This window comes from Streptomyces sp. R302, assembly GCF_012927245.1.
Lineage (GTDB): Bacteria > Actinomycetota > Actinomycetes > Streptomycetales > Streptomycetaceae > Streptomyces.
In genome coordinates this window covers 159,909-177,295 of sequence record NZ_JABBGE010000008.1, presented here as the reverse complement: position 1 = coordinate 177,295, position 17,387 = coordinate 159,909, and the positions used below count along the sequence as shown (strand labels likewise).

Genomic DNA, 17,387 nt, shown 5'->3' with positions numbered 1-17,387 from the left:
GCGACTCGGCGGTACCGAAGAGCCTAGAGCGGCTCCGCGCTGGTGGGGAGATCACTTGCGGTATTTCCCGGATATGGCCGGGAGTTTTTCCGGTGAGAATGCGACGGCTGCGGATGCCCGGTTTCCGGACATCCGCAGCCGGTGTGCGCTTTTACAGGTACTGACCGGTGTTGGCCACCGTGTCGATGGAGCGTCCGGTGTCCGCGCCCTGCTTTCCGGTGACGAGGGTCCGGATGAAGACGATCCGCTCGCCCTTCTTTCCGGAGATGCGGGCCCAGTCGTCGGGGTTGGTGGTGTTGGGCAGGTCCTCGTTCTCCTTGAACTCGTCCACGCAGGCCTGGAGGAGGTGGGAGACGCGGATGCCCTTCTGGTTGTGGTCGAGGAATGCCTTGATGGCCATCTTCTTGGCCCGGTCGACGATGTTCTGGATCATCGCGCCGGAGTTGAAGTCCTTGAAGTACAGGACTTCCTTGTCGCCGTTGGCGTACGTGACTTCGAGGAAGCGGTTCTCCTCGGATTCGGCGTACATCTGCTCGACGACGGACTGGATCATTCCGTGGGCGGCGGCGGCCTTGGAGCCGCTGTGCTCGGAGACGTCGTCCGTGTGGAGCGGGAGGTTGGCGGTGAGGTACTTCGCGAAGATGTCCTTCGCGGCCTCGGCGTCCGGGCGCTCGATCTTGATCTTCACGTCGAGGCGGCCGGGGCGGAGGATCGCGGGGTCGATCATGTCCTCGCGGTTGGAGGCGCCGATCACGATCACGTTCTCCAGGCCCTCGACGCCGTCGATCTCGGCGAGGAGCTGGGGGACGATGGTGTTCTCGACGTCGGAGCTGACGCCGGATCCGCGGGTGCGGAAGAGCGATTCCATCTCGTCGAAGAAGACGATGACGGGGGTGCCTTCGCCGGCCTTCTCGCGGGCCCGCTGGAAGACCAGGCGGATGTGCCGCTCGGTCTCGCCGACGTACTTGTTGAGGAGTTCGGGGCCCTTGATGTTGAGGAAGTAGGACTTCCCCGCGGGCTGGCCGGTGACCTCGGCGACCTTCTTGGCCAGGGAGTTGGCGACGGCCTTGGCGATGAGTGTCTTGCCGCAGCCGGGCGGCCCGTAGAGCAGGATGCCCTTGGGCGGCCGCAGTTCGTGCTCCTTGAACAGGTCGGGGTAGAGGTACGGGAGCTCGACCGCGTCGCGGATCAGTTCGATCTGGTTGCCCAGACCGCCGATCTTGTCGTAGTCGACGTCCGGGACCTCTTCGAGGACGAGTTCCTCGACCTCGCTCTTGGGCACGACCTCGTAGACGTACCCGGAGCGGGAGTCGAAGAGCAGGGCGTCGCCGGAGCGGATGGTGATGTCCAGGAGCGGCTCGGCGAGCCGCACCACCCTCTCCTCGTCGGTGTGCCCCACCACCAGGGCGCGCTCGCCGTCCTCCAGGATCTCCTTGAGGGTGACGATCTCCCCGGCGCGCTCGAACTCCATGGCCTCGACCACGTTGAGCGCTTCGTTGAGCATGACTTCCTGGCCGCGCCGGAGCTCTTCGAGCTCGACGCTGGGGCTCACGTTCACCCGGAGCTTGCGGCCCCCGGTGAAGATGTCGCACGTGCCGTCCTCATTGGCCTGAAGGAAGACACCGAATCCGGCCGGCGGCTGTGCGAGCCGGTCGACCTCCTCCTTGAGGGCCACGATCTGGTCGCGTGCCTCACGGAGCGTGTTCGCCAGCCTTTCGTTCTGCGCGGACACGCCGGCCAGGCTCGTCTGCAGCTCGACGATCCGCTCTTCGAGAATCCTCGTGTGTCGCGGAGAGTCGGCGAGCTTGCGGCGCAGGACGGCGATTTCCTGCTCGAGATAGGCAACCTGGCCGGCAGGGTCTTCAGACCCCCGCCCCGGCCGGATGCCGCGGTTGATGTCGTCGTCGTGGGCTGCCACGGTCCTCACCTCCTCCAAGGGGAGCTGGACGCATCCTGACCCTACCTGCGTGGGTGATGATTGAAACCCCTAGATCAAAAAGACTCCGGGGTGTGTCCGATCTTCACCCTTGCGCTTCCCCTCTCGCCAGCTGAATACCCACCCTTCGGGCTCTGAAAGCGGGCAGTTGTATCGTCGTGAGGGGTCAACACCCGCGGGTCGCGGCCTCAATTGTCCGCGCGGAGCAGAAACGGCAGAAGAGATGAGCGTGCAGCACGAGGCGCCGGCCGACGGGGCCGAGGAGGCTCTGGAGGTCTGGATCGACCAGGACCTGTGCACGGGGGACGGGATCTGCGCTCAGTACGCTCCCGAGGTCTTCGAACTGGACATCGACGGGCTCGCGTATGTGAAGAGCGACGACGACGAGCTGCTGCAGGAGGCGGGGGCGACGACCCCGGTGCCGCTGCCGCTGCTCCAGGACGTGGTGGACTCGGCGAAGGAGTGCCCGGGCGACTGCATCCACGTCCGTCGGGTCCGGGACCGGGTCGAGGTGTACGGCCCCGACGCGGAGTGACGGGTCAGGCGCCGAACGCGGCCGTGCCGGTGGTGCGGACGAAGGCGCCGCCGGTCCACTCCCAGGTGACCTGCTCCTTCTCGTCGGGGCAGCAGCTGGGGACGTCGGGGGACGAGTAGCCGAGCAGGGTGGCGCGGACGGCTCCGTCGCGGATCGCGAGGCCGGTGACGCTGCGGAGCTCGCGCGGGTCGACGAGGGTGGCGACCACGCGCGCGGGGGCGCCGTCGCTGTGGCCGGGGGTGAGGACGTACAGGCCGGCGGGCGGGGTTCCGGATCCGGCTTCGCAGTGTACGACCGCAACGGTCTCGGGGTTCTTGTCGCCGTCGAGGTCGCCGGTGGCGCTCCGGGCGACGCGGTGGCCCGCTCCCCCGCAGGAGAGGGGGTAGGCGGCCGTGTCGGGGTCGGGTGCGGCGGCCGGTCCAGCGGCCGGGGGCGCGGAAGCGGAAGCCGACCGGACGGTGGGGCCGGCTTCGGCGGCGCGGGGGGTCAGGGCACCTGTGAGGGCGACGACCGCGGCGGTCGCGGTGGCGGTGGCCAGCCAGTGCAGCGGCCGGGCGTGGGTGTGAGCGAGGTCCACGGGGTCCGGGGCGGCGGAGGGCTGCACGCGAGACGTCTCCTGTGAGGGTGGTGCCGAGGGGTTGCGGGCATCGTGCCACACGTCACAGGGCGGTGGAACAGCCGGGGGTGGGATGCGTGGTGCCGAACGCGGCGACGCCGCCGCCCGGTTCCCCGCGGGGCGGGGTGAACGGGCGGCGGCGTCGCCGGTTTCCTGTCGGTGTGTCAGCCCTTGTTGGGGCCGTCGTAGTCCTCGCCGTAGGCGCCCTTGGCGGGGCGGCGGCGGCGCATCGGGGGCTCGACGCCGTCCGCGAGGCGGCGGGCGGTGACGAGGAAGCCGGTATGGCCGATCATGCGGTGATCGGGGCGGACGGCGAGGCCCTCGACGTGCCAGTTGCGGATCATGGACTCCCAGGGCTGAGGCTCGGCGTAGCAGCCGATCTCGCGGATGGACTCCACGGTGCGGGCGAGCTGGGTGGTGGTGGCCACGTAGCAGCAGAGGATGCCGCCCGGGACGAGGCTCTTGGAGACGGCCTCCAGGCACTCCCAGGGGGCGAGCATGTCGAGGATGACCCGGTCGACGTCGGTGTCGGTCAGGTTGTCCTGGAGGTCGCCGACGGTGAGCTGCCAGGCCGGGTGGGGGCCGCCGAAATAGCGCTCGACGTTGCCCTTCGCGATCTCGGCGAAGTCCTCGCGGCGCTCGTAGGAGTGCAGCATTCCGCTGTCGCCGATGGCGCGGAGCAGGAAGCTGCTGAGCGAGCCGGAACCCACGCCGGCCTCCACGACGCGCGCGCCGGGGAAGATGTCGGCGAAGGCGAGGATCTGTCCCGCGTCCTTCGGGTAGACCACGGCGGCGCCGCGGGGCATGGACAGGACGTAGTCGGGGAGCAGGGGGCGCAGCGCGAGGTAGGCCACGTTTCCGGTGGTGCGGACAACGCTGCCCTCGGGGGCACCGATCAGCTCGTCGTGCGGGAAGGAACCCTTGTGGGTGTGGAAGTTCTTTCCCTCTTCGAGCGTGAACGTGTAGTGGCGGCCCTTGGGGTCGGTCAGCTGAACCTGGTCCCCGACCTTGAAGGGCCCGCGTCGGCGGGCGGCACCGGTCGGTTCGGACATGGGAACAGAGTACCGGTGTTACTGGGACGGTCGTGCCATGGCCTTGACGAAGGCGCGCTCGACGTCGGTGGTGGCGAGGACGCCGTAGATCTCGCCGGTCTCCTCGACGACGAGGTACTCGGTGGCGGGGGTGGTGCGGAGGTGGTCGAGGAGGGGCTGGCCGGTGAGCTCGGCGGGGACGCGCATGCCGTCGGTGAGGTCCTGGGCGAGGGCGGTGACGGCGACCCAGGGGCGGCGGTGCTGGGGGACGGCGGCGATGGCGGCCTCGCGGACGATCCCGGTGGGGTCGCCGGTGGGGTCGACGACGACGAGGGCGCGGGCGCCGGCCTCGTTGGCGCGGCGGAGGGCCTCGGAGAGGGGGGTGGCGGGTTCGACGGGGATGGCGCGGCGGGTGAGGGCTCGGGCGCGGAGCTCGGGGAGGTGTTCGCGCAGCCGGGCCATGCGGAGGCTGTTGCCGGCACCGGTCCAGATGATGGCGGCCAGGATGGCGGCGAGGAGGGCGTCGGTGACGGTGGTGAAGCCGTCGATGTCGGCGGTGGAGTTGCCGAGCCAGCCGGTGCGGGTGAGGAGGGGGAGGCCGATGAGGACGGTGACGGCGAGGGCGCGGCCGACCCAGGCGGCGGCGATGGTGCCGGTCATGGGCTTGCCGGTGAGCTTCCAGACGACCGCGCGGAGCATCCGGCCGCCGTCGAGGGGCAGGCCGGGCAGGAGGTTGAAGATCGCCACGATGAGGTTGGAGATCATCAGGCCGGCGAGGAGGACGCCGGGCACGGTGCCGGGTGCGACGGCCTGCATGGCGAGGTAGAAGACGCCGGCGAGGGCGAGGGAGAGGAGGGGGCCGACGAAGGCGAGGACGAATTCGCGGCCGGGGGTCTCGGACTCCTTCTCGATCTCGGAGACGCCGCCGAAGAACTGGAGCTGGATGCGCCGCACCGGGAGTTTGAAGCGGAGGGCGGCGATGGTGTGGGCGAGTTCGTGGACGAGGACGGAGGCGTAGAAGGCGACGGCGAAGAAGAGGGAGACGAGGTAGCGGGCGGCGCCGAGTTCGGGCAGGACGCGTTCGATCTGGTCGCCGAAGACCCAGGTGATGAGGGCGGCGACGAGGAACCAGCTGGGGGCGACGTAGACGGGCACGCCGAAGGGGCGGCCCATCAGGATCCCGCCGCCGGGTTCCTCGGTCCGCTGCGGCTTGGGCTCGTCCTGGTTCACGGGTTCCTCTCGTCGCGGGGGTGACCGCGCCGCCGCGTCACGGGTCGATCATGCGGTGCGACGGGTCATGCGTCGATGGTATGCGGCTCGCTGTCGGTGGCGGGCCGTAGGGTCTGTGTCATGAGTACGAGCGAGCGGCTCCCGGAGGGGCCCCGGGCGCCCATGTCGCTGTCGCCCTCGCGGGCGAGCGACTTCATGCAGTGTCCCCTGTTGTACCGGTTCCGGGTCATCGACCGGCTGCCGGAGAAGCCGAGCGCGGCGGCGACGCGCGGGACGCTGGTGCACGCGGTGCTGGAGCGGCTCTTCGACGATCCGGCGGCGGAGCGGACGGTGCCGCGGGCGAAGGCGATGGTGCCGGGGCAGTGGGACCGGCTGCTGGAGTCGAAGCCGGAGCTGGGCGAGCTGTTCGCGGACGATCCGGCGGGCGAGCGGCTCGGGCAGTGGCTGGCGGAGGCCGAGGGGCTGGTGGAGCGGTGGTTCACGCTGGAGGATCCGGCGCGTCTGGAGCCGGCCGAGCGCGAGCTGTTCGTGGAGACGGAGCTGGAGTCGGGGCTGCGGCTGCGCGGGGTGATCGACCGGGTGGACGTGGCGCCGACGGGCGAGGTGCGGATCGTCGACTACAAGACGGGCAAGGCGCCGCGGCCGGAGTACAGCGAGGGCGCGCTCTTCCAGATGACGTTCTACGCGCTGGTGGTGTGGCGGCTGAAGGGGGTGATCCCGCGTCGTCTGCAGTTGGTGTACCTGGGGAGTGGGGACGTGCTGACGTACGACCCGGTGGAGGCGGATCTGCGGCGGGTGGAGCGGAAGCTGCACGCGCTGTGGGACGCGATCCGGACGGCGACGGAGACGGGTGACTGGCGGCCGCGGCCGACGAAGCTGTGCGGCTGGTGCGACCACCGGGCGGTGTGTCCGGAGTTCGGGGGGACTCCCCCGGTGTACCCGCTGGAGATCGTTTCCGCGCGCCCGGCGGAGTCGGGCGAATCGGTGCAGGGCAGAATGGGCGGCGACCGGCCCGCCTCGTGAAGGAGCCCCTGTGACGATTCGCGTCCTCCTGGTCGACGACCAGCCGCTGCTGCGCACCGGTTTCCGGATGATTCTGGAGGCGGAGCAGGACCTGGCGGTGGTGGGCGAGGCCGGTGACGGTCTGCAGGCGCTCGACCAGGTGCGGGCGCTGCAGCCCGATGTGGTGCTGATGGACATCCGGATGCCGCGGATGGACGGGGTGGAGGCGACCCGGCAGATCACCGGGCCCGGCCGGGACGGGCCGGCGAAGGTGCTGGTGCTGACCACCTTCGATCTGGACGAGTACGTGGTGGAGGCGCTGCGCGCGGGCGCGAGCGGCTTCCTGCTGAAGGACGCCCCGGCGAACGAGCTGGTGCAGGCGATCCGGGTGGTGGCGGCGGGCGAGGCGATGCTGGCCCCGTCGATCACGCGCCGTCTCCTCGACAAGTACTCGGCGCATCTGCCGACGGGCGAGGAGCGGGTGCCGGACACGCTGGGCACGCTGACCGACCGTGAGGTGGAGGTCCTGAAGCTGGTGGCGAAGGGGTTGTCGAACGCGGAGATCGCGGCGGACCTGTTCGTCAGCGAGACGACGGTGAAGACGCATGTGGGCCATGTGCTGACCAAGCTGGGTCTGCGTGACCGGGTGCAGGCGGCGGTGTACGCGTACGAGAGCGGTCTGGTGCGGCCCGGGGGCAACGGCCAGTAGGGCCCGTACGGCGGTGGTACGGGGAAGGGCCCGGCGCGCGGGGTGCGCGCCGGGCCCTTCGCCGTGTCCTGACCGGGGTCAGCTCTTGCGGAGCTCCCAGAAGCGGAAGACGGTCGAGGCGTCGAGGGTCCATTCGAGGCCGGTGACGCCGTCGCGGGTGACGGCGTACTGCTTGCCCTGCCAGAGCGGGAGGAGCGGGAGCTGCTCGGCGACGGCGTCCTGGATGGCGCCGTACTCCTTGTCGGTGGCGGAGCGGTCGGCGGTGGCGGCGGTCTTCGGCAGGTGGGTGCCGGTGATGGCCTTGTTCTCGTAGTGGTTGCCGAGGACGTTGCCCTCGCCGAAGAAGGGGGAGGTGAAGTTGTCGGCGTCGGGGTAGTCGGGGACCCAGCCCTTGACGTAGACGCCGTACTTGCCGTCGGCGATGTCCTTCTCGTACTGCTCGAAGGGGACGGACTTGACGTCGGCGGTGAAGAGGCCGCTGGCGTTGAGCTGGGCGGCGATGGCCTTGAGCTCGGCGTCGGTGGAGGGGCCGTAGCGGCTGGGGGTGGACCAGAGGGTGAGGGCGATCTTGTCCTTGATGCCGGCGGCGCGCAGCGCCTGCTTCGCCTTGGCCTGGTCGGGGGCGCCGTAGGTGTCGAAGAAGGCGGTGTTGTGGCCGTTGATGCCGGCCGGGACGATCGAGTAGAGCGGGGTGGCGGTCGACTTGTAGATGTCCTCGACGAGGGCGTCGCGGTCGACGAGGTGGGCTATCGCCTTGCGGACGGCGAGCTTGCCGGCGACGGGGTCCTGCATGTTGAAGACGAGGTGCTGGACCTCGGCGCTGCCGCCCTGGACGACCTGGACGTCGTGGTCGCCGCCGGCGTTCTCCAGGGCGGAGATGTCGGCGGCGGAGAGGCCTCGGTAGGCGATGTCGAGGTCGCCGTCGGTGAAGGCCTTGGCGAGGGCGGTGCGGTCGCCCTGGTACAGCTTGAGGGTGATCTTGTCGTTGCGGCGCTCGGCGGTGCCCTGGTAGCCGGTGTTGGCGGAGAAGACGGCCTCGGTGTCGCCGAAGGAGTCCAGCTTGTACGGGCCGGAGCCGACGGCCTTGCCGTCGGTGCGGAGCGCGTCGGCGGGGTACTCGCGGTGGTCGACGATGGAGCCGGCGCCGGAGGCGATCTTGCTGGGGAAGGTGGCGTCCGGGACCTTGAGGCGGAAGACGACGGTCCGCTCGTCGGGGGTCTCGATGGTGTCGATGGTGGAGAGCAGCGGTGCCGGGCCGGAGGGGTCGGCGATCTTCAGGGCGCGCTCGAAGGAGAACTTGACGTCCTCGGAGGTGAGCGGGTTGCCGTTGGAGAACTTCAGGCCGGGGCGCAGGGTGCAGGTGTAGACGGTGCTGCCCTCGCCGAAGCCGCACTTGTCGGCGGCCTCGGGCTCGGGCAGGGAGCCGCCCTTGGGGAAGGCGAGGAGGGACTGGAAGACGTTGTTGAACAGCAGCCAGGAGCCGGGGTCGTAGCCGGCGGCGGGGTCGGTCGCCAGGATCTCGTCGGACATGCCGACCCGGATGCCGGCGGCGGAGCCGGAGCCCGCGCCCTGCTCGGTGCCGCAGCCGCCGAGGAGGGCGGCGGAGAGGCCCGCGGCGAGCGGGGCGGTCAGCCACTTGTGGTGCGTCTTCACAGAACTTGCCTCGTGATCTCTTGCCAGGCCGGCCGCGCGTGGCTGCGCGGCGGGTACAACGAAGGGGTCAGGCGGTGGTGCCGCGGCTCAGCTCCCAGAGGAGCAGGTCCGAAGAGGTGTTGAGGGCGTACTCGACACCGTTGATGTCGTCGCGGGCGGCGACGTACTGCTTGCCCTGCCAGAGCGGCAGGACGGGCACGTCCTGGGCGACGATCTTCTGGATCCGGTGGTAGACGGGGCTCGCGGCGGTGCGGTCGGCCTCGCGGCGGGACTGCGGGATGAGGTGGTCGCGGACGGTCTTGTTGACGTACGGGGTGCCGAGGAAGTTGTCGCTGTCGAGGAAGGGCGCGACGTAGTTGTCCGGGTCCGGGTAGTCGGGGAACCAGCCGAGGCCGTAGACGGCGTAGTCGCCGCGGCGCTGGGCGGGGCGGAACTCGGACCAGGCGGTGCCCTTGACGGTGACGTCGAAGAGTTCGCTCGCGACGAGCTGGTTCTTCAGCGTCGCGAACTCCTGGGCGGTCTCCTCGCCGTAGTGGTCGGTGGTGTAGTTGAGGGTCAGCTTGACCGGGGTCTCCACGCCGGCCTTGCGGAGGATGGCGGCGGCGCGGGCCGGGTCGCCCTCGCCGTACTCCTCGTAGAAGGGGGTGGCGTGGCCGCTGATGCTGGAGGGGATGAGCGAGTAGAGCGGCTCGGCGGTGGGTCCGTACACGCGGTTGACGAGGGCGCCGCGGTCGATGACGGCGGCCATGGCCTGGCGGACGGCCTTCTCCTCGACGGCGGGGGCCTTGGTGTTGAAGCCGAGGTAGCGGATCTCCAGGCCGGGGACCTCGGAGACGCGGATGCCGGCGGCGGGGCTCTCGGTGAGGTCGCGGACCTGCTCCTGGGAGAGGGAGCGGGCCATCAGGTCGATGTCCTTGCTCTCCAGGGCCTTGCCCATGGTGCCGGCGTCGGCGAAGGCGCGGAGCTCGACGCGCTCGTTGCGGGGCGTGATGTCGCCCTTGTAGCGGGGGTTGCGGGAGAAGACGAAGCGGGTGGCCCGGTCGCCGTTCTGCTCGGTCCTGAGGGTGTACGGGCCGGAGCCGTCCACGACGAAGCCCTCGCGGAGCCGGTCGGCGGCGTACTTGTCCTTGCTGAGGATGCCGGCGACGGGGGTGGAGAGCTTGTACGGGAAGGTGGCGTCGGGGGCGTTGAGGTGGAAGACGACCTCGCGGTCGCCCTTGGTCTCGACGGTGTCGACGGTCGACAGGAGGGCGGCGGCGCCGTTGTCGGACTTGATCTTCCGGACCCGGTCGATGGAGTACTTGACGTCCTCGGCGGTGACGGGGGTGCCGTCGGCGAAGGTGAGGCCGGAGCGCAGGACGCAGCGGTAGCTCTCGCTGGCGGTGTCGGTGAAGGCGCAGGTCTCGGCGGCCTCGGGGACGGGACGGCCGCCGCCGCGGGGGACGTGGACCAGGGTCTGGACGGTCTGGCGGAGGATGTTCCAGGCGCCGGTGTCGTAGGCGTAGGCCGGGTCGAGGGGGGCGGGGGCCTCCTCGGTGGCGACGAACTGGTCGGTGGTTCCGACGACGATGGCTCTGGCGTCCTCCCCCGTGCCGCAGGCGGCGAGCAGGGGGGCGAGCAGTCCGGCCAGGGCCGGCAGCACCAAGGTCTTGCGGTTCATCAAGGGACGTTCTCCTCAGCCGGCCTGGGGTACAGCGGTCATGACGACACTCCGCCGCCGGCCGCCCGGTCGGGGCGGGAGCGATCGGGCCGGGAAGTTGCGATCGGTCCTGTGTTCTCGGCGACTTGGGTATGCGCCGGCGCACGCGGTGATTGCGGCGAAGTACTCGCGAAAAGATTAGTGGGCGGCGGTGCCGCGGCCGGACGGGGTGGCCGGTGGGGAGTAATCGCAGGGTGATCATGAATGCGTCGACCTCGATAGTCATGCGGTGCGCGAGGCGGACGGGAGTGAGCGAAACGGGACACATGGGCGTGTCGGACGTCCGCATTCCGGGCATGGAACGGCTTCAGGCCACCCCTCGGCGAGCACGCTGGGTGACCAAGGTCACGCGGTCGCAATTCGAAGGATGGCCTGAAGCAATTCCCCGGGGGAAAGTCCTCGGGGCTCCTGGGGGCGGCGCGGGAAAAGACCGGCCGAAGCTCAGATAAAGCTCAGATTCCCGAGACGAGGGTGCGCAGGAAGGGCACGTCGACCTCTTCCAGGGAGCGGACCACGACCCTGCCGGGGAGGGCGGGGATCGGCGTGACGGAGGGCACGGCGACGACGCGGCAGCCGGCCGCCTCGGCGGCGGCGACGCCGGTCGCGGTGTCCTCGACGACCGCGCACAGGGCGGGGTCGGCGCCGACGCCCTGCGCGGCGGTGAGGTAGGGCTCCGGGTGGGGCTTGGTGCGGGTGACCTCGTCGCCGGCGACGGTGAGGTGGAAGCGGTCGCGGCCGAGGGACTCCAGGACGCGGTCGATGATCCGCCGGTGGGAGGCGGAGACGAGCGCGGTGGGGATGGAGTGCCGGGCCAGCTCGGCGAGGAGCCGCTCGGCGCCCGGCATGAGCGGGACGCCGCGCTCGATGCGCTGCTCGAACTTCTCGTTGAGCAGCACGCTCAGCTCGTCGAGGGTGATGTCGGCGCCGGTGGAGTCGATCAGGTAGCCGGCGCTGCGGGTCATCGGGCCGCCGACCACGATGTCCTTCCACGCCTCGTCGAGCCGGTGTCCGAGGTCGGCGAAGACCTCGACCTCCGCGTCCCACCAGAAGCCCTCGGTGTCGACGAGGGTCCCGTCCATGTCGAGGAAGACCGCCTGCAGGGCGGAGCTGCCGTTGGCGCGGAACAGGGACGCGGGGACCGTACTGGTCATCCGGCACACCTCCATGGAGGGACGGAAAGGCCGGCCCCCACTCCCGGTACGGGGAGGAGGACCGGCCTGCACTGGACCGACCAGTGTACGTCGCGATCACCGCGGGCGCTGTGATTTGCGTCCGGGCTTCCTCGCGCGGTCGACGCGCGGTCGACGGGCGGTCAGCGGTCGGTCACCGGGCGTTGAAGTACTTCGCCTCGGGGTGGTGGAGGACGATGGCGTCGGTGGACTGCTCCGGGTGGAGCTGGAACTCCTCGGAGAGGTGCACGCCGATCCGCTCCGGCCGGAGCAGGTCGGCGATCTTCGCCCGGTCCTCCAGGTCGGGGCAGGCGCCGTAGCCGAGCGAGAAGCGGGCGCCGCGGTACTTGAGGTCGAACATGTCCTGGACGCTCGCCGGGTCCTCGCCGCCGAAGCCCAGCTCGGCGCGCACGCGCGCGTGCCAGTACTCGGCGAGGGCCTCGGCCAGCTGCACGGAGAGACCGTGCAGCTCCAGGTAGTCGCGGTAGGAGTCGGCGGCGAAGAGCTCGGCGGTGGCCTCGCCGATCTTCGAGCCGACGGTGACGACCTGGAGGCCGACGACGTCGGTCTCGCCGGACTCCTCCGGGCGGAAGAAGTCCGCGAGGCAGAGGCGGCGGCCGCGGCGCTGGCGGGGGAAGGTGAAGCGGGTCCGCTCGTGGCCGGCCTCGTCGAGGATGATCAGGTCGTCGCCCTTGGAGACGCACGGGAAGTAGCCGTGGACGACGGCCGCCTCCAGGAGGTTCCCGGTGTGCAGCCGCTCCAGCCAGCCGCGCAGCCGCGGCCGGCCCTCGGTCTCCACCAGCTCCTCGTACGTCGGCCCGTCGCCGGCCCGGTTCTGCTTGAGGCCCCACTGGCCCTTGAAGAGGGCGCCCTCGTCGAGCCAGGAGGCGTAGTCCTTGAGCGGGATGCCCTTGACGACCCGGGTGCCCCAGAACGGCGGGGTGGGGACGGGGTTGTCGGTGGCCACGTCGGAGCGGCCGCCGGGCTCGGGCTCGTCGACCTGGAGCGCGGCGGTGCCCTTGGGGACCCGGCGCTGCTTCAGCTCGGGGAGTACGGCTCCGGGGACGCCGCGCTTGACGGCGACGAGGGCGTCCATGAGGCGCAGGCCCTCGAAGGCGTCGCGGGCGTAGCGGACCTCGCCCTGGTAGATCTCGTGGAGGTCCTGCTCGACGTACGCCCTGGTCAGGGCGGCGCCGCCGAGGATCACCGGGTACTTGGCGGCCAGCTCGCGCTGGTTGAGCTCCTCCAGGTTCTCCTTCATGATCACGGTGGACTTCACGAGGAGGCCGGACATGCCGATGACGTCGGCCTTGTGCTCCTCGGCGGCTTCGAGGATCGCGGAGACCGGCTGCTTGATGCCGATGTTGACGACGTTGTAGCCGTTGTTGGAGAGGATGATGTCGACGAGGTTCTTGCCGATGTCGTGGACGTCGCCGCGGACGGTGGCGAGCACGATCGTGCCCTTGCCGTCGGCGTCGGACTTCTCCATGTGCGGTTCGAGGTGGGCCACCGCGGTCTTCATGACCTCGGCGGACTGGAGGACGAACGGCAGCTGCATCTGGCCGGAGCCGAAGAGCTCGCCGACGACCTTCATGCCGTCGAGGAGGGTGTTGTTGACGATGTCGAGGGCCGGGGTGGTGGTCAGGGCCTCGTCTAGGTCGGCCTCCAGGCCGTTCTTCTCGCCGTCGATGATCCGCCGCTTGAGCCGCTCCTCCAGCGGCAGCGCCGCCAGCTCCTCCGCCTTGCCCGCCTTCAGGGACTTGGCCGTGGCACCCTCGAAGAGCGCCATCAGCTTCTGCAGCGGGTCGTAACCCTCGGCACGCCGGTCGTAGATCAGATCCAGCGCGGTGGTGACCTGCTCCTCGTCGAAACGGGCGATCGGCAGGATCTTCGAGGCGTGCACGATCGCCGAGTCCAGACCCGCCTTCACGCACTCGTCGAGGAAGACCGAGTTCAGCAGGATCCGCGCGGCCGGATTGAGACCGAAGGAGATGTTCGACAGACCGAGGGTGGTCTGCACGTCCGGGTGGCGCCGCTTCAGCTCGCGGATCGCCTCGATCGTGGCGATGCCGTCCTTGCGGGACTCCTCCTGCCCCGTGCAGATGGTGAAGGTCAGGGTGTCGATGAGGATGTCCGACTCGTGGATGCCCCAGTTGCCGGTGAGGTCGGCGATGATCCGCTCGGCGATCGCGACCTTCGTCTCGACGGTGCGGGCCTGGCCCTCCTCGTCGATGGTGAGGGCGATCAGCGCCGCGCCGTGCTCCTGGGCGAGCCGGGTGACCTTCGCGAAGCGGGACTCGGGCCCGTCGCCGTCCTCGTAGTTGACGGAGTTGATGACCGCGCGGCCACCGAGCTTCTCCAGACCGGCCCGGATCACCTCGACCTCGGTGGAGTCGAGCACGATCGGGAGGGTCGAGGCGGTCGCGAACCGGCCCGCCAGCTCCTCCATGTCGGCGACGCCGTCACGCCCGACGTAGTCCACGCACAGGTCGAGCATGTGCGCGCCCTCGCGGATCTGGTCCCGGGCCATCTCCACGCAGTCGTCCCACCGGCCCTCCAGCATGGCCTCGCGGAACTTCTTCGACCCGTTGGCGTTCGTCCGCTCGCCGATGGCGAGGTACGAGGTGTCCTGCCGGAACGGGACGGTCTGGTAGAGGGAGGCGGCACCGGGCTCGGGGCGCGGGTCGCGCGGGGCGGGCGTGAGGTCGCGGACGCGCTCGACGACCTGACGGAGATGCTCGGGGGTCGTACCGCAGCAGCCGCCGACGAGGGAGAGTCCGTAGTCGCGGACGAAGGTCTCCTGGGCGTCGGCGAGCTCGGCCGGGGAGAGCGGGTAGTGGGCACCGTCGGAGGTGAGGACGGGCAGGCCGGCGTTGGGCATCACCGACAGCGGGATGCGGGAGTGCCGGGCGAGGTAGCGCAGGTGCTCGCTCATCTCGGCCGGGCCGGTGGCGCAGTTCAGGCCGATCATGTCGATGCCCAGCGGCTCCAGGGCCGTCAGGGCGGCGCCGATCTCGGAGCCGAGGAGCATGGTGCCGGTGGTCTCGACGGTGACGGAGACGATGAGCGGCACGTCGTGGCCGAGGGCGTCGAGGGCGCGGCGGGCGCCGATGACGGACGCCTTCGTCTGGAGGAGGTCCTGCGTGGTCTCGACGATCAGCGCGTCGGCGCCGCCGGTGAGGAGGCCCTCGGCGTTCTGCTGGTAGGCGTCGCGCAGCACCGTGTACGGGGCGTGCCCGAGGGTCGGCAGCTTGGTGCCGGGACCGATGGAGCCCAGGACCCAGCGCTGCCGGCCGTCGACGGCCGTGAACTCGTCCGCGACCTCACGGGCGACCCGGGCCCCGGCCACCGACAGCTCGTGGACGCGGTGGGCGATGTCGTACTCCCCCAGCGCCGCGTGATTGGCACCGAAGGTGTTCGTCTCCACGCAGTCGACACCCGCGGCGAAGTACTCACGATGCACCGAGGCCACGATGTCCGGCCGCGTGAGGCTGAGGATCTCGTTGCAGCCTTCGAGGTTCTCGAAGTCCGCGAGGGTCGGGTCCTGGGCCTGGAGCATCGTGCCCATGGCGCCGTCGGCGACGACGACGCGGGTGGCGAGTGCTTCGCGGAGCGCGGTGACGCGGCTCCGGCTGTCGGCGGAAGGGGTCGGCAACGAGGCCATAAAGGGGCTCCCTGGGCTGCGACGGCTGTCGGCTTTGCACCCTGGGCACAGGGTGCACGGGGTCAGCGTAACCGTGGTTCGGCCGGGGTGGACACGGCGTCCCGCAGGGCGGACGGCATCCTGTGTGCGAGGACTCCCGGTGCGGCCCCTTCTTCGAGGACACTGACAAGTGCGAGGCAAGGTCGGCATCGACCGATAGTGTTCAGCATTGTCGAACAGCATTGTGTGTGGACAGGTGAGGAGAAGGGCCGGGCGATGGCGAAGAACATCCAGTCGCTTGAACGGGCGGCGGCCATGCTGCGACTGCTCGCGGGCGGCGAGCGCCGGCTCGGCCTGTCCGACATCGCTTCCTCGCTCGGACTGGCCAAGGGCACGGCCCACGGCATCCTGCGCACCCTCCAGGCGGAGGGCTTCGTGGAGCAGGACGCCCCCTCGGGCCGCTACCAGCTGGGGGCGGAGCTGCTGCGGCTCGGCAACAGCTATCTGGACGTGCACGAGCTGCGGGCGCGGGCGCTGGTGTGGACGGACGACCTGGCGCGGTCCAGCGGGGAGAGCGTGCACCTGGGGGTGCTGCACCAGCAGGGCGTGCTGATCGTCCACCACGTCTTCCGGCCGGACGACAGCCGGCAGGTCCTGGAGGTGGGCGCGATGCAGCCGCTGCACTCCACGGCCCTGGGCAAGGTGCTGTCGGCGTACGACCCGGTGGCGCACAGCGAGGCCGTGGAGGTGACGCGGGAGCCGTTCACGCCGCGTACGGTCACGGGCCTGGAGGACTTCGAGTCACTCCTCGACATGACCCGGGCGCGCGGCTGGGCCGCGGACGTGGAGGAGACCTGGGAGGGCGTGGCCTCGGTGGCGGCGCCGATCCACGACCGGCGCCGGATGCCGGTGGGCGCGGTGGCGGTGACCGGGGCGGTGGAGCGGGTCTGCCCGGAAGGGGAGCTGCGCCCGGAGCTGGTGGCGGCGGTGCGGGACTGCGCCCGGGCGGTCTCCCGGGACCTGGGGGCGGGCCGCTTCTGAGGCCGCGCCCGCGGGTCCGGTGAGCCGGTCCGCACGGAGAGCGAACCCGTCGGTAACGATCGCGTTATCGGCGGGTTTTTCGCTTCCCAGACCCTTGACGTGCTGTTAACCCCAGGGCAAAACTTCCGTTCATCGGTCGGCATTGTCGAACACCTACCGGCAATACGCGCTAGAGTGTGGCAGTGCCAAGGGCCGTGGACGCCCTCACACGAGGGCGCGGATCCCGGGCCGAACCGGGATCCGCCTTCCCCTGGACGTAGGACAAAGGAGTCGCGGGTGTCCAGCTCCGACATCTTCATCGGCGAGGTCATCGGGACCGCCGTACTCATCCTCCTCGGCGGTGGCGTCGTCGCCGCCGTCGTGCTCAAGCGCTCGAAGGCGCAGAACGCGGGCTGGCTGGCGATCACCTTCGGGTGGGGCTTCGCGGTCATGACCGCCGTCTACATGACCGGTTCCCTCTCGGGCGCCCATCTGAACCCTGCGGTCACCGTCGGCATCGCGATCAAGGACGGCGACTGGAGCAATGTCCCGGTCTACTTCGCCGGGCAGCTGCTGGGCGCCATGCTCGGCGCCTTCCTCGTCTGGATCGCGTACTACGGCCAGTTCCAGGCCCATCTGACCGACCCGGAGATCGTGGGCGACCCCCGGAAGAAGGCCGTCGAAGGCCCGCACGACAACGGCGGCGCCGGCCCCGTGCTCGGCGTCTTCTCCACCGGCCCGGAGGTCCGGGTCGTCTGGCAGAACCTGGCCACCGAGATCATCGGCACGACCGTGCTGGTCCTCGCGGTGCTCACCCAGGGCCTGAACGACAGCGGCAAGGGCCTCGGTGTGCTCGGCGCCCTGATCACCGCCTTCGTCGTGGTCTCGATCGGCCTCTCGCTCGGCGGCCCGACCGGTTACGCCATCAACCCGGCGCGCGACCTCGGTCCGCGCATCGTGCACGCCCTGCTCCCGCTGCCCAACAAGGGCGGATCCGACTGGAGCTACGCCTGGATCCCGGTGGTCGGCCCCCTGGTGGGCGGCGCCATCGCCGCGGGTATCTACAACATCGCGTTCGCCTGAGCCGTCCGCGTACCGCACCAGAGCCACGAGCCGTCCTTCCCAGACTTCCCATGGAGCACAC

13 protein-coding genes are annotated in these 17,387 nt (G+C 70.4%); 5 read left to right on the top strand and 8 right to left on the bottom strand.

The features are described from left to right. Nucleotides 1-151 precede the first annotated feature (151 nt). The gene (arc, locus tag HHL19_RS24960) at nt 152-1,918 is read right to left on the bottom strand and encodes a proteasome ATPase (RefSeq protein WP_169092587.1); all 1,767 of its coding nucleotides are present in this window, start codon (nt 1,916-1,918) and stop codon (nt 152-154) included. Nucleotides 1,919-2,159: 241 nt separating this feature from the next. On the opposite strand from arc, the gene HHL19_RS24955 reads away from it, so the two are divergent. Further along, nucleotides 2,160-2,471, top strand: a complete 312-nt coding sequence (locus tag HHL19_RS24955) for a ferredoxin (protein WP_169092586.1) — start codon at nt 2,160-2,162, stop codon at nt 2,469-2,471. Between the two features lie 4 nt (nt 2,472-2,475). Here the strand turns inward: HHL19_RS24955 and HHL19_RS24950 are convergent, their stop codons facing one another. The 3 genes from HHL19_RS24950 to HHL19_RS24940 form a co-directional block, all read right to left on the bottom strand. After that, complete coding sequence (locus HHL19_RS24950; RefSeq protein WP_169092585.1) at nt 2,476-3,075, bottom strand: hypothetical protein; 600 nt, start codon at nt 3,073-3,075, stop codon at nt 2,476-2,478. A 176-nt stretch (nt 3,076-3,251) separates the two neighbouring features. Next, nucleotides 3,252-4,139, bottom strand: coding sequence for a tRNA (adenine-N1)-methyltransferase (locus HHL19_RS24945; protein ID WP_031013975.1), 888 nt, complete (start codon nt 4,137-4,139; stop codon nt 3,252-3,254). An 18-nt stretch (nt 4,140-4,157) separates the two neighbouring features. Further along, on the bottom strand, nt 4,158-5,291 hold the full coding sequence (locus HHL19_RS24940; protein WP_206325770.1) for a site-2 protease family protein: 1,134 nt from the start codon (nt 5,289-5,291) through the stop codon (nt 4,158-4,160). Nucleotides 5,292-5,468: 177 nt separating this feature from the next. On the opposite strand from HHL19_RS24940, the gene HHL19_RS24935 reads away from it, so the two are divergent. Continuing rightward, nucleotides 5,469-6,371, top strand: coding sequence for a RecB family exonuclease (locus tag HHL19_RS24935; protein ID WP_240981858.1), 903 nt, complete (start codon nt 5,469-5,471; stop codon nt 6,369-6,371). Between the two features lie 10 nt (nt 6,372-6,381). Further along, nucleotides 6,382-7,059, top strand: coding sequence for a response regulator transcription factor (locus HHL19_RS24930; protein ID WP_169092582.1), 678 nt, complete (start codon nt 6,382-6,384; stop codon nt 7,057-7,059). A gap of 78 nt (nt 7,060-7,137) precedes the next feature. Here HHL19_RS24930 and HHL19_RS24925 read toward each other — a convergent pair whose 3' ends face one another. The 4 genes from HHL19_RS24925 to metH all read right to left on the bottom strand — a co-directional run bounded on the left by HHL19_RS24925 (nt 7,138) and on the right by metH (nt 15,244). Next, on the bottom strand, nt 7,138-8,712 hold the full coding sequence (locus HHL19_RS24925; protein WP_169092581.1) for an ABC transporter substrate-binding protein: 1,575 nt from the start codon (nt 8,710-8,712) through the stop codon (nt 7,138-7,140). 67 nt (nt 8,713-8,779) lie between these two features. Beyond that, a complete protein-coding gene (locus tag HHL19_RS24920) occupies nt 8,780-10,372 on the bottom strand; it encodes an ABC transporter substrate-binding protein (protein WP_169092580.1) in 1,593 nt (530 codons plus the stop codon). A gap of 491 nt (nt 10,373-10,863) precedes the next feature. Beyond that, entirely contained in the window at nt 10,864-11,562 is a 699-nt protein-coding gene (locus HHL19_RS24915) for an HAD family phosphatase (protein WP_169092579.1), read from the bottom strand. A gap of 172 nt (nt 11,563-11,734) precedes the next feature. Continuing rightward, nucleotides 11,735-15,244, bottom strand: a complete 3,510-nt coding sequence (gene metH, locus HHL19_RS24910; RefSeq protein ID WP_169092578.1) for a methionine synthase — start codon at nt 15,242-15,244, stop codon at nt 11,735-11,737. Between the two features lie 255 nt (nt 15,245-15,499). Here metH and HHL19_RS24905 point away from each other — a divergent pair, with 255 nt between their 5' ends. Both HHL19_RS24905 and HHL19_RS24900 read left to right on the top strand, forming a co-directional pair. Then, nucleotides 15,500-16,264 carry an IclR family transcriptional regulator gene (locus tag HHL19_RS24905; RefSeq protein ID WP_169092577.1) on the top strand — a complete coding sequence of 255 codons (765 nt, stop codon included), beginning with the start codon at nt 15,500-15,502 and terminating at the stop codon, nt 16,262-16,264. Nucleotides 16,265-16,540: 276 nt separating this feature from the next. Further along, complete coding sequence (locus HHL19_RS24900) at nt 16,541-17,326, top strand: MIP/aquaporin family protein (protein WP_169092576.1); 786 nt, start codon at nt 16,541-16,543, stop codon at nt 17,324-17,326. Nucleotides 17,327-17,387 lie beyond the last annotated feature (61 nt).

Coding starts and splice junctions, on each gene's coding strand:
- HHL19_RS24955 (WP_169092586.1), top strand. CDS start 2,160: ATGAGCGTGCAGCACGAGGCGCCGGCCGACGGGGCCGAGGAGGCTCTG.
- HHL19_RS24945 (WP_031013975.1), bottom strand. CDS start 4,139: ATGTCCGAACCGACCGGTGCCGCCCGCCGACGCGGGCCCTTCAAGGTC.
- HHL19_RS24940 (WP_206325770.1), bottom strand. CDS start 5,291: ATGGGCCGCCCCTTCGGCGTGCCCGTCTACGTCGCCCCCAGCTGGTTC.
- HHL19_RS24935 (WP_240981858.1), top strand. CDS start 5,469: ATGAGTACGAGCGAGCGGCTCCCGGAGGGGCCCCGGGCGCCCATGTCG.
- HHL19_RS24920 (WP_169092580.1), bottom strand. CDS start 10,372: ATGAACCGCAAGACCTTGGTGCTGCCGGCCCTGGCCGGACTGCTCGCC.
- HHL19_RS24915 (WP_169092579.1), bottom strand. CDS start 11,562: ATGACCAGTACGGTCCCCGCGTCCCTGTTCCGCGCCAACGGCAGCTCC.
- metH (WP_169092578.1), bottom strand. CDS start 15,244: ATGGCCTCGTTGCCGACCCCTTCCGCCGACAGCCGGAGCCGCGTCACC.
- HHL19_RS24905 (WP_169092577.1), top strand. CDS start 15,500: ATGGCGAAGAACATCCAGTCGCTTGAACGGGCGGCGGCCATGCTGCGA.